We start from the raw sequence: 12950 nt of genomic DNA, 5'->3' as shown, positions 1-12950 counted from the left end.
GTGAGATCACCACGCCAACGACGAGGGGCCCTGCCTCGTCACCACCCCTGCTGACCAGCCTCTTTCACCCTCCAGCACAGGATGAAAGAGGCTCATTGAGGTCAGCAATGCCAACGGCTTGAGATTCCGCTTCATTACAACCAAGCCAAACAGGCTTTATGGCCCTTTAAGATCAGGAGGAGGAAGATTCACTCGTATACCTTTGCCGCCATCACCATTTGGCCGACCAGCCACCAAGTTGGCTGCTCCGGAACGGAATCACCCCGCCAAGCAAACCAGCCAGGACAATCCTCTACCCAAGCGCCCCAAGCCTCAACGAATTGCTGCAAGGAGTTACTTTTCCAATCTTTCGGATTAGCGCTAATATCCTGACCTGCAGCCCTCAGGAAAGCCGCAAGATCTTCCCTTGTACGTATAGCGTCGGACATCTCCACAAGATCAGTCATGCTCCTACCTGACCCTAATTGAAGTGCCGTCGTTCTGCGTTGTCATTTTCCACCCTTGACTTGACACCTCTTGAGGAGTCGCACGCTTGAAGTTAATGGGAACGCCAGCCTCCTGGAACACGTGAAGGCGACGATTATCCAGAGTATACATCTTTCCGTCACGCTGGAATACTCGAATCGGCGGAAAGTCACTCGCTCCCGTCCGGCCAGCTTTAAGATCATCGATCGCTTGAGAAACACTTCTCCCATCGGAGAAGTTCCTCCCGATACTATCCTGCGTATATCTAACAGCCTTAGGAGAGATGGTCCCCGTCGCAGGCAGTCCCACCGGAGCGCCCGGACGCATACGCCCACCAAAGCCCGGAACAATGGGGAGTTCGTTTTTTACCGTGTTTTGGCAGACGGTATCCCCTGGCGCACATTCGCGACCTTCAAGCAACTTGCGCAAAAACTTACGCAAAGCTTCGTACCAATTCATCTGCGACTCAGGGAGGCCGGGAGCAACACCTGTGCAGTTACTGCCGCTAATCGTTGATCCGCATTGGCTACCTGACGCAGGCGTGGCATCGAAAGGAACAGAGTTAAGCCATGCCTGACAGACTTGATCGCATGATGGTGATGCGTTTGCAGCACCTGTGGCTAGGCTTGAATTTCCGTCAGTTCCACCAGTTCCGCTACTCCCACTGCTCCTACTGCTCCCACTGCTCCCGTTGCCATTAGTCCCAACGCTACCGCCACTTATGCAGAGAGTGACACAGACCCCTACGCCCCCTCCCCGGGGAACTCCAGTCCCCTCCCCAACTATCTTGTCGGTTCTTTCAGTGTGCCCAGTGCCGTCGTCTAGACCAAGGCCTGTAGGGTCAGAGAAAGTAATTGGGTTCTGTGCAGCATAGCTATAGCCGTTAAGCGTTTGAGGTTTATCAATCTCAAGGAGAGGGTCGATGCTAATGAACTGACCGAGGTTAGGGTCGTATTCACGGGCGCCGATATGAGTAAAATTGGTAGTGGTGTCGATGTCGCCACCGATGAAACCCTTGCTACCGGGCCAGAAGTAGGGAGCCGCCCCACGCTGCCCGCCGTAGGGGAGGGTCTTGCGGCGGTTGACCGCGAGGCTGCTGGCGGAGATGGACAGGGTGTTGGTGTTGTGGTGGTCGGAGACCAGGATGCGGACGCTGTTGTCCTTACTGGTGCGGATCACCGAGCCGCCGGGGACGTTGTAGTAGCGGGTGCCGTTGGCGAGGGCGGCGGGGGTGGTGCCGACCTTGCGAGTGAGTTCGAGTTCCTGGCCGCCAGGCAGGTAAAGCGTGATCTTGGTCGGCTCCCGCTTGATGATGCGGGTGCCTTCGGCGTCGTAGAGGAAAGAGGTGGTCTGGCCGGAAATGGACGAGGTCTTGAGCTTGCCCTCCTCGTTCCAGGCCAGATCCTGCACCGAGCCGCCGGCAAGAGTTTTCTTGGTGAGGTTGCCGGTGTCGTCGTAGGTGTAGGTGTCGGTTCCAGTCGAGCCGCCGGTGGCGGTCACGGAGCGGACGGCGTGCGCCTGAGCCGTACCCGAAGTAGTGGGGTAGGCGTACGTGCGGGTGGTGTCCGCGGTGATTGAGCTCGCCTTATAGAGGGTTTCGGTTTTGCGCTGGCCGGTGTCGGTAAACGTCCAAGCCGTCCGGTAGGGGTCGGTCGTGCCCAGGTTGGGGCTGCCCACTCCGTTGACGGACTTGGTGGTGCAGGCGTCTCCGGAGGACCAGGCGTCGGTGAGGCGGCGTGCCCAGTCGTAGGTGAAGCACTGGTCGTCGGTGACGGTGCCGTCGTTCTGAGCGTCCCGGATGGAGGTGATGTTGCTGGCCGGGTCGTAGCCATAGGTGATGTTAGACAGGGTGGCGGGGCCGGTTGCCGCGCGGTTGATCTGGTTCTTGACCAGGCGGCGGGTGGAGGTTTCGTAGGTGAGGGTCTGGGTCACCAGGCTGCCGGAGTTGCCGAGCTGGGCCTGGGCCAGTTCGCCGTAAGGGGTGTATCCGGCGCCGCGCAGGTAGGCGTGGTCGAGCGAGCTGTCGACGATGGCCAGTGTGTCGTTCGAGCCGTAGTGGCTGGTGACCGTCTCGTCGGGCAAGGCGGTGGTGGCATTGGTGTTGGTGGTGCTGTAGGTGGCCGTCTTGGGCAGACCGCTGACCGGCGTGGCCGTGGTGGCGACGGTGTAGGTGCCCGCGAGGAGTTCTTCGCCGGTGATGCTCGGGACCGTCGCCCTGGTGCCGGTGGGACGACCGGTGGTGTCGTAACCGGTGACCTCAGTGATGTAGGCGGCGTTGGCGTTTGCTGTGTCGTACCGGGTGGACTTGTGGGGCAGGCCCTTGCCACCGGTGGCGGTGTCGTAGGTCCACTCCGCCAGCTTCGTACCCGTCACCGACCCCGATCGCAGGGTGGTCTTGCGACCCAGCTCGTCATAGGTGGTCGCCAGGGTGCCACGAGCATCGGCGACGGTGTCTACACGCCCGTTGGCGTCGTAGTGGGTGGTGGTCCGGCCCTTGTCGGGGTCGGTTGTGCTGAGCTGCCGTCCGCGTAGGTCGTAGGTGTAGCGCCAGGTGTTGCGGCCGGAAGAGTCGGTGAGCGACGCGAGAAGGCCGGCAGTGTTGTAGGTGCGGGTGGTCTTCTCGTACTGGGTGGGGGCCGCGTCCGGGACGGGGTTCCGGTCCTTGTACTGGCGCTCCTCGACGGCGCGTCCGCGGACGTCGGTGAGGGTGAGGGTGGCGGTGCCGCCGGCGGGTGGCACTGTGGCGGTCCAGTAGTCGCCGTACGTGTGGGTGGTCTTCCACTGCGGCACGTTCTGGGAGAGCTGAATGCTCTCGGTGACGCGGCCACGGCCGTCATACAGAGTCTGCTGCGCCTGCGGGACCAGGTCCGGGGTGACGACGAGCATGGTCGTCGTCAGGGCGCTGCTGTTGTAGTAAGGCGCATTGGTGAGGTAGGCGCGGCCGTGTGTGTCGTAGAAGGTGTCAGTGACGACGCGGCCAGTCACTCCGATGGAGTCGGACTGGGTCTGGCGCTCACGCAGGAAAGAGTCGTAGAAGGACACGTTGGTGCCCCACAGACCGTCTTCGTGGAGCTTCTTGGAAATGACGGTGGAGGGGACGGTGGCCGAGAGATTGTAGGTAAAGGTGGCGTTGGGCTGGAGTGTCTTAGCCCGGCCGGTGCTCCATGCCTTAGTGACACGCCCCAGGGCGTCGTACTCGCTGGTAGTGGTGCGACCGTTCGCTTCGGTGGCGGTCAGGGCGAGGCCGCGCATGCCGTCGAACGTCGTGGAACTGCTGTGGCCCTTGACGTTGGTGACCTTGACCGTGGTCGGCTGGGCGCCGGAGGCAGGGGTGTAGACGGTGGTGACGGGCTGTCCGTCCTGTCCCTTGGTGGTCAGGACGCGGCCGTACTGGTCGTGTGTGGCCTCGGAAGTGGTCTCCCACACCGGAGTGGTGTCGCTCTCATGGCGCGCGAGTTGTTCGGCCTTGGTGACGTTGGCCTTGCCCGCGTCCGGAGCGGTACCGAGAGCTTGTCCGTCGTAGTAGGTGCGGGCACGGCTAGTGATTTCGCCGGGCTGGGCGCGGCAGGCGGTGTTGTCGGTGGTGGTGATCTCGCTGGGATAGGAGATCAGCCAGTCGGTGGTGTCAGGGATGGCGTAGGTGGTGAGGGTACAGCGTGCTTCGACGGTGCCGGCGCCGTCATCAGTCTCCTTGGTGAGGAGGCCGTAGGTGGTGTCGTAGGTGCGGGTGGTAGTGAGGGTGCGCCAGGTGCTGCCGTCGTCAAGGAGAGTGCTGCGCTTTTCGCTCGCGGTACCGGAGAGCTGGGCAGTCTTCGCGGGGAGGGTAGGAGCGGGCGTGCCGGGTAGGTCGGGGTCGGTGATGCCCTTGACGGCCTGGGTGGCCGTGGTGCTGGACTGCCAGGGTATGTAGGTGGTTTTGGCGACGGCTATGCCGCTGGAACCGGCTTTGTCGTAGGTGGTGCTGGTGGCGACGCGGCCGGCGAAGTCTTCTCGGTCGGTGATGCCGTTGATGGTGGCGACTTGGCGGGTGCTGCCGTCTGCGAGGGTGTCGCCGGCCATGCCGAGGTAGTAGGTGTTGGTGGTCCTGCTGCGGTTGTTGTCGCCGCCGTTGTAGGTGTGGACGGTGGCGTAGCCGCGGAAGACGTTCCAGGTGCGGTGCTTGTCGAGGGTGAACTCGCCCGTGTCACGGCGCCACTGCGGGCCACCGGAGTAGGTGTAGGAGGTGACCTTGGTTTCGGAGCCGCTTCCGCCCGTGGTGTCGTTCTCGTCGATGCGGCTGATGAGATACTTGTGGAACCAGTCCTTGACCGGGTCGACGGCACCGTCCGGGGTCCACCAGGAGGGGTAGCACCGCTTGTTGTTCTTGTCTGCCGCAGGAAGGGTAGTCGGGGTGCATTCCTTGGCGGTGTAGGTGACGAGGGTCTGGCCGCCGGTCTCGTTGGTGATCTTGGTGATGCGCTTGCGGTTAAGTGCGGGTCGGCCCTCGGGGGCGTCGACCCGGTTGGGCATGAGCTCGCCCTCGAAGAAGACCTTGTCCAGCTTGATGTCTGTGACCGGCCCCGCCTTGGCCGTGCGCTGGACCGAGTCGAGCCACATCGCAGGCGTCGATGTATCGCCAGTTGGCGGAAAGGACTGACTGAGGGACCAGGTGTCGACGTCCACCATGCTGGTGCCGACCAGGGAGAAAGTATTAATGCTGGTCAAACGCTGCTTGGACCAGAATGATGGGGACATCTGAAGGCATTCGCCGCTCGAGGTGCAATCGAGGTCGACGGGGTTATCGGGCCAGTTCTTAGCGTTAGCCTCGGTGAAGGCACAGTCAGTCGCAGTACATCGGTTATCAGTGCTGAAGGCAACGCGGCCAACAGGATTAGCGGTGGAGTAAGCGGCACCTGCACGTAGACCATAGTCGATCCGGTTAAGATAACCAGCGCGGGTGTATGATTGTGGCTTATCAATCTTATTGTTCTGCGCGTAGTAGCCCTCCTCTTTGGTGTAGTAGAGGGTCATGGCATTGCCGCGGGGGTCGACGACGTAGTCGAGGTTCCAGCGCCAGCCCTGATTTTCGGCGGAGGAAGCAAATTCGGCGGCATGCCCCTGCTCGCCAGTGTGGTTGCCGTATACCGGGACGGAGAAGACGGAGTTGGTCTCGGCCTTGCCGCTGCTCCAGCCTGGCAGACGGTTCTTGCCGAACCAGTACTGAGTACCGTCGAGAGAGGTCACTCTCCAATATTCGGAGTCCTCGTCGCCCGAGTTGTTCGGTTCGACGTCGTAGATTCGCTCAATACGAGAGCCGTCGCCGTTCGCCAGTTTCCAGGTATTTTTCGCGGAGTCCCAAACGAGCTCACTGGAGGAGCCGTTGAGGGAGAGGGTGGCGTTCTCCGACTTCCAGCACAGGTCACCGGACTTGGCGGCATTGTTGCCGCCTTCCTTGTCGTTCTCGCAGGAAGCGTACCGACGCTCGATGAAGCCCGGCGAATACTCCCAGCCTTCACCGATCCAAGAGGACTGGTTGTTCGTCGAGGCGGTACGGCCGTCAACGGAGGAAGAGCTGTAGGAGAGGGCAACCTTGGGTTCAAGGCCGCCGGGCGCTGCCGGGACCTCGATGGGCACGCTCCAGCCGAAGCCGCCGGAGTTTCCGCCTGCGGACCATGATCCGGACAAGGCGAGTGAGGTTGCCTTGAATGAACCGTCGCTGCCGCTCGCACCCGCTGTCGCTGCCAGCACAGTCGCTCCGGCCGAAGCCATACCGGAGACGGAGGAGGTTGAAGCGGTCGCCTTCGGCAAGTCGCTGGCGGCCTTCACCGGCGCGCCCGGTGCCGGGATAGTGAGGTCGGCGGTCAGGGTGTGGGAGGAAGTGTTGTTCTCGGTGGCCAGCGGAGTCTGCTGACGGCACTCGGCCTTCTTGGGCGTCGTCAGGGCGCAGGCGGGGAGGGTCACCAGGCGTAGGCGCGAAGTCCAGCCGGCCGCGTAGGCGCCGCGTATGGAGCTGTAGTCGACTTCCACCTTGACCGGTCCACCGGAGGACGCGGTGGTGACGGTCGGGCGCAGCGTCACCAAAAGGCCCTCGACGCCGGCGGCGTGGGCGGTGGTGCGGTCCTTTACCGCAACCTCTACTCGGGTGGGCGAGCCGCTGGTCTTCTGCCCGGTGCGAGGGGAAGACGGTGTGAGGCGGATGGGCAGCCCGCCTACCGTGACGGCCTTTCTCACCGCAGGGTGGAGCTCAAGCTCCTTGGTTGCGGGGGCGGGCCAGGTGGCGGCCGGGGCCTTCCACGACGGGGATGGCTGTGGTCTTCGTTTCAGGCCCTTGGGTATGAAGTCGGTGCCTGCGACGGACTTGGTCTGGGGTACGGCCGGAGGGCCGGGGGTCTGGGCGGCTGCGGTCCATGTGGGCGCGGTGAGCAGGGAGATGCTCAGCGCTGCTGAAAGCGCGCCGGCGATTCCCGTCCGCGCGGACTTCGTCAGTTTATTTTTTCTGCGCCTGTAAAAGGGCATGGCGAAGCCATTGCGGAACAACATTGAGATCCCCACCCCGGTCGTACACGAAAACCTATGATCAAGCGGATCCAACACCACCCAGGACTGGGTGGCAAGCATGACCAGAAGGAGACTGATCAAGTCTGTCAGGTCCGGGACCTCCCTCTCGCGCGTAGCCTCCATCAAGCCGATCCAACCGCCTGACCAGCAGTTTTACGGGTCATGAGCACATAAAAGCCACATCTCCACAACTATCTACATCTGGATTTCTAGATTCCGTTTATTTTTTCGAGGGAATCTTCCGCAGTTTTTCGGCACCGGATTGAGGCCTGCTGTACGGGGATGTCCGCCCCTCGGGTTAGAGTCCCCGCCGGAGAGGAGCAGAGAGCGTTTCTCGACCGCTGTAGAAAGCCATGCACTCCGGAAAGGCACCAGTACATGCGCACTACCAGATTCAGACGTAGCGGCAGAGCCATGGCTCTGGCGATAGCCGCGAGTATGACCCTGCCGGTCTCCGCAGCCGTTGCCCTGCCGGCTCTGCCCATGGCTTCGTCCCCGGCTGCGGCCGCGGCCGGAGTGGCGGAGACGGACGCCCCGCAGACGCCGTCCGCGATGTTCGAGGAAGCCGCGTTCGACGAGGCGGCCAGGACGGGCAGGCAGATCGAGATCCTCGACCGCAGGCAGGAGAGCACCGAGTTCTTCGCCAATCCCGACGGCTCGACCACCCGCCGCTCCTACGGCGTCCCGAAGTGGACGCGGTTCGACGGCATGTGGCGCCCGACCGACCCCTCCCTCGTGCGGCAGTCGGACGGCTCGGTCGAGCCGGCGGCGTCCACCTTCCCGATCGCGTTCTCCGGGGGCGGTGACCAGGCGCTGGCAACGATGGTCAAGCAGGGCAAGAAGCTCGCTCTGACCTGGCCCTCCGTGCTTCCCGCGCCGGTCCTGGACGGTGACACGGCCACGTACCCGTCGGTCCTGCCCGGTGTGGACCTCGAACTCACTGCCGAGGTCGACGGCTTTGCTCAGCATCTGGTCATCCACACGCCCGAAGCAGCGGCCAATCCCGCCCTGCGCAGCATCGAGCTCGGTTACGAGGCCGACGGCGTCACCCTGACCAAGACCTCCGACAACCAGCTGCTGGCCAAGGACGAGAGCGGCGAGACGGTCTTCAGCGCCCCCAGCCCGAAGATGTGGGAGCAGCCCGTCGTTCCGGCGGACGGGGGGCAGGTCGGTACCGCCTCGAAGACGGCTGCCCGCTCCGCTGCTGCGAAGACCGCGCAGCCCGACAGCGCGCCCGTGGACGTGGACATCAGCGGTGACACGCTCAGTCTCGTGCCGGACTCGGGTCTTCTGGCCGCAGCCGACCAGTTCCCGCTGGTCATCGATCCGGTCTTCAGCGGCGGTTACCGTGAGAAGTGGGCGGTGGTCTACTCGGCCACTCCCAACGCCGCCTACCCCAACGGCTCGGGCTGGAACTCCTCCAATCCCGCGGACGAGCCCCGGGTCGGGTACAACGGGACCGGTGACACCGCCTCGTTCTTCGCGATGAACACCAACGGTCTCGAGAACGCGACCATCAACAGCGCCACGTTCGCCGTCATACAGACGCACTCCTACGTCTGCGACTCCTCCGTCGGCCCGACCGAGCTGTGGTCGGCCGGTGACATCGCCACCACCCCCACCTGGAATACCCAGCCCTGGGGAAGCAAGCTCGCCTACGGCTCGTTCTTCGGCGGAAACGACCAGTACTGCCCCGGTGACAAGGGCCACGACTTCACCAGCCCAGCGCTGAAGGCCTACGTCCAGAAGGCCGCCGACAGCAACTGGGGCACTCTTGTCTTCGGAATGAAGGCCCCGGACAGCTACGCGGGCAACACCAGGGCCTACAAGCGTTTCCGCAACAACCCCGTCCTCGAGGTCGACTACAACTACAAGCCCGCCGTCACCAGCAAGTCCGCCTACGAGGGCTACTACGTTGAGTCCGGCGACGGCAACGTCCCGGTCGCCTGCGGCGGACGCATCGGCAACAGCGGCATCACGCTGAACGCGAAGATCAAGGACCAGGACGGCGGCAACGTCACCGCCTACTTCTCGGTCAAGAACTCCAGCGGCGCTGCTGTCCCCCTCTCGCCCAACTACGACACCGTGAGCGGCTCCGGCGAGGCCAGTGTGCTGGTGCCGGCCACGAAGCTGGGCAACGGCACCTACACCTGGAGCGTCTACGCCAAGGACAACGAGAACACGACTAGTGCGTCCACCGCTGCCTGCTCCTTCAGCGTCGACCTGAACGGCCCCAACATACCCGTCACCGTCCTCGACGCCGACGGCACGGAGGCAGGCGAGCCCGCCGACAGCTACACGGCCCGGGCACCTCGTCAGTTCAAGTTCACCAACCCCGTCAGCGACATCGACGGCTACTGCTGGGCCATGGACCAGCCCCTGTCCTCCGCGACGACTCCCCGCTGCCCCAACGGCACCTGGGTCGAGGCCGGCACGGACGCCAACCACACCGCGACCGTCACCATCACGCCGTTCGCGCATCCGGTCAGCAAGCTGAACGTCGTCGCCTACGACACGTTCGGCAACCGTTCCGTACTCGCCGGCGGCGATGACCAGGTCTCCCTCACCACGGAGGAACCGGCGTTCATATACGAGAAGGAGAACTCCGACCCCAGCATCGAGAGCACCAAGCGTGACCGGCCCGGCGATCTCAACGGTGACGGTTTCGCCGACTTCGTCGCCACTGGCCCCGACGGTCAGCTGTGGCTCTACCCCGGCAACGGCGACCTCGGCCCCATGGGAGCCCGCCAGAACGCCGGTCTCGGTGGCTGGAGCGGAGCGCTCATCGCCCACCGCGGCGACCTGAAGGGCATGTCCTCCCGGGACTCGAAACCCGACGGCTACGAGGACTTCGTCGTCCGCCTGTCCAACAACAAGCTCTACGTCTACCCCGGCAACGGAGCGGGCTCCCCCTGGTACTACACCCGCAAGGAACTGATCCACCCCTCCCAGGGGTCCAACTGGAGCGGGCTGCGCCAGGTGCTCCTCCCCGGCAACATCGACGGCAAAGCCGGCAACGACCTCATCACCGTCGAATGCATCTCCGACACGAAAGACAACTGCGGCAACGCCCGACTCATCCTCTACAGCGGCCTCGCCGTCGGCGGCGGCGGCCAGAACCAGACGCAACCCTTCGACTGGGACAGCCCGGTCACCCTGGGCACCGGCGGCTGGCGTGACCTCACCAACCTCGCCGCCGACGACGTCAACGGTGACTCCCACGCCGACCTCATCGCCCGAGACCCCGCAGACGGCAAGCTCTACCTCTACCCCGGCTGCCGCAACGACACGGTCAAATGCCCCGGCAGTGAATACAAGCTCCTCCAGCGCAGCGTGTACGGCACCGGAGGCTGGACCCAGCGGCCCTTCCTGACCTCCCCCGGCAACACCCAGGGCACCCTGCAGGACGCCACGGTCACCACGGTGCCCTCGCCCGACCTTCCGCCCGGCCCAGGCAACGAGGCCAAGACCTACAACTTCAAGCGGTTCATACCGACCCCCGGTCAGGAATCCGGAGACTTCTGGGCCACCACCCCCGCCGACCCGAACATCCCTGTCCAGTACATGGATTCGGCAGGGAACTGGACGAGTAGGCTCTGCCCCACCGGATGCCTCCTCACCTACCCAGGCACACCCACCGGCCACGGAGCGCCCCGCCTCGCGGGCACCGCCGGATGGGCCACCGCGATCACCGGCATCTTCTAGTCCGATCTGCTCCATCCACCGACCAGCCGGCTTGCCGTACCCCTCGGAAGGTACGGCAAGCCGGCCCGTCTTCCTCCATTCGTCATCCGGCCGCCCGGAACAGTCCGGCACGCCGGCAGCACACTCCTCTTGTGAAGGACGTATGAGACACATGATCCGCCGTGCGGCCGTGCTCGGCGCGGCCACCGGACTGCTCACCGCGGCGACCCTCCTGGCCCCGCACTCCGCGACCGCCACCGGCGAGCTGCGGCTGTCGGGGTACGACGCGGTGGTGGCGCCGGGAGCGATGCCGCGGTTCTACCCGATCGTCGAGTCCGGCACGACGCTCGCGGGGAAGGTCGTCATCGCCGTCGGCACGCAGCCGATGACCGACCCGCAGGGCGCGGGCGCGGGCTTCCCGGCGGGGTACCGCCCCGACGTCGGCCAGTGCACACAACCCGCCGAATACACCGGGGTCTTCGTCTGCGAGGGGGCTCCGTACCAGGAGCCCGACGTCCTCGTGCCCGCCACCGCCGCGGACGCCACCCTGTACTGGGGCTTCGCCTACATACCGGCCGGCGGCGACCTCGCCGCGGCGGTGAAGGCGGCCCGCAGCGCGGGCTCCCGCCCGGCCGACGGGCGGCACGGCACCGGCAAGGTCACCGTCAAGTCCCGTGCGCACGCGCTGCTGAACACGGTCGGCTTCGACCTCCCGGCCGTCCCGGACGGCGGTACGGTCCGCCAGCGGCTCCGCGTCCACGCCAACGACGCCGGGAGGCTGACGCTCCGCTTCGCCTACGCTCCGAACCAGATCCTCCGCAACTCCCCACCCCTGCGCATAAGCCACGTCACCGCCGGTTCCGGTGCCACCTGCGAAGTCCGTCACACGACCCTGCCCGACACCATCCCCAACGTCGCCTGTTTCCTCGAACCCGGAGACCACGTCGTCGAGTACGAACTGACCGGCGGCCCGGGGCAGTACGCCCACAAACTCCAGGCCCACACCCGTTACAACATCTACGACCAGGGCGTCTGGGACGAGTCCGACGTCAAGCAGAGCAGCGCGCCGTTCCTCGCCCAGGGGCGTACCGTCCAACCGTGGCACGGTCTGCACGCCCGTGACGCCACCGGCAGGCTGTGGGAGTACGACGGCACCCACAGCACAACCGCCCCCCTCGACACGCGCAGCGAAACGGGAACGGGCTGGCAGACCTACACCGCGATCAGCTCCCTGTCCCCCTACACGCAGGGACCTTTCTCGTGGGACACCATCCGTCCGTCCGCCGCCACCCGTGGCCTCGGCGACCTCGTCGCCCGCGACGCGGCCGGGAACCTCTGGTACTACGACCGGCAGGCCGGTAGCGGCAGCACCTACGCGGCCCGCGTCCGTATCGGTCCCGGCTGGAACGCCTACGACCGGATCGCCGGGGCCGGGGACCTCGACCGGGACGGGCTGACGGACCTGCTGGCCCGCGACAAGTCCGGCATCCTGTGGTTCTACGGGGGCACCGGCAGGCTCACCGACGGCAACCGCCTGAAGGCGCGCGTGCGCGTGGGCGGCGGCTGGCAGGCCTACGACCGGCTGGCCGGCGGCGCGGACCTGAGCGGCGACGGACGCGCCGACCTGCTGGCCCGCGACAAGACCGGGATCCTGTGGCTGTACAAGGGAACCGGCAGCGCCACCGCGCCCTACGCCACCCGCATCCGGATCGGCGGCGGCTGGCAGGCCTACGACCAGCTCGTCGTGACCGGCGACCTCACCGACGACGGACGCCCCGACGCCGTCGCCCGCGACAAGGCCGGAACCCTGTGGCTGTACAAGGGAACCGGCAGCGCCACCGCCCCCTTCACCACCCGCACCCCCGTCGGCGGGGGATGGAACACCTACAACCAGCTCTTCTGACCCACACCTAAGGGCTGTCCCGTAATTCAGGGCGAAGGCCGGTGGGTCACCACAAGCAGATCGGCTTGTTCGGTTACGCCCCGACTCGCGGCCTCGACTGGAGCCGGGCCAAGCAGGTCGAACCGGACACTGGCAGGCGGGATCTGGAGTTACGGGACAGCCCTTAGGGTGCAAGCCCTCCAGGGTGTACCGCCCGAACACGGGCCGGCCACCGCACCACCGGGCCGTATGCCGGACGGGGCCCCCCCCCCCGGGGGGGGCCCGCCCACCCCCCCCCCGCCCCCCCCCGGGGGGGGTGCGGGCAACCCAGCCGCTCCAGAGCGGGGCCCAAGGCGCACCCCCCCCCCCCCCCCCCCACCAC

Annotated in this window: 4 protein-coding genes; 2 read left to right on the top strand and 2 right to left on the bottom strand. The window is 65.3% G+C overall.

The window, feature by feature from the left end:
• Positions 1-188 precede the first annotated feature (188 nt).
• Together ACWGSR_RS37040 and ACWGSR_RS37035 are read right to left on the bottom strand one after the other, a co-directional pair.
• Positions 189-446 carry a DUF7660 family protein gene (locus tag ACWGSR_RS37040; protein WP_453573717.1) on the bottom strand — a complete coding sequence of 86 codons (258 nt, stop codon included), beginning with the start codon at positions 444-446 and terminating at the stop codon, positions 189-191.
• A gap of 4 nt (positions 447-450) precedes the next feature.
• The gene (locus ACWGSR_RS37035; protein ID WP_453573714.1) at positions 451-7062 is read right to left on the bottom strand and encodes an RHS repeat domain-containing protein; all 6612 of its coding nucleotides are present in this window, start codon (positions 7060-7062) and stop codon (positions 451-453) included.
• 423 nt (positions 7063-7485) lie between these two features.
• On the opposite strand from ACWGSR_RS37035, the gene ACWGSR_RS37030 reads away from it, so the two are divergent.
• Positions 7486-10707, top strand: coding sequence for a hypothetical protein (locus ACWGSR_RS37030; protein ID WP_453573711.1), 3222 nt, complete (start codon positions 7486-7488; stop codon positions 10705-10707).
• 151 nt (positions 10708-10858) lie between these two features.
• Positions 10859-12589, top strand: a complete 1731-nt coding sequence (locus ACWGSR_RS37025; RefSeq protein ID WP_453573708.1) for an FG-GAP repeat domain-containing protein — start codon at positions 10859-10861, stop codon at positions 12587-12589.
• Positions 12590-12950 lie beyond the last annotated feature (361 nt).

It is taken from the genome of Streptomyces sp. NPDC055632 (assembly GCF_053618675.1).
This window is presented reverse-complemented; position numbering and strand designations above follow the sequence as displayed.

What these genes read in the sequence shown, in the direction of transcription:
- ACWGSR_RS37035 (WP_453573714.1), bottom strand. Translation starts at nt 7,062, where the DNA reads ATGCTTGCCACCCAGTCCTGGGTGGTGTTGGATCCGCTTGATCATAGG.
- ACWGSR_RS37030 (WP_453573711.1), top strand. Translation starts at nt 7,486, where the DNA reads ATGGCTTCGTCCCCGGCTGCGGCCGCGGCCGGAGTGGCGGAGACGGAC.
- ACWGSR_RS37025 (WP_453573708.1), top strand. Translation starts at nt 10,859, where the DNA reads ATGATCCGCCGTGCGGCCGTGCTCGGCGCGGCCACCGGACTGCTCACC.
- ACWGSR_RS37040 (WP_453573717.1), bottom strand. Translation starts at nt 446, where the DNA reads ATGACTGATCTTGTGGAGATGTCCGACGCTATACGTACAAGGGAAGAT.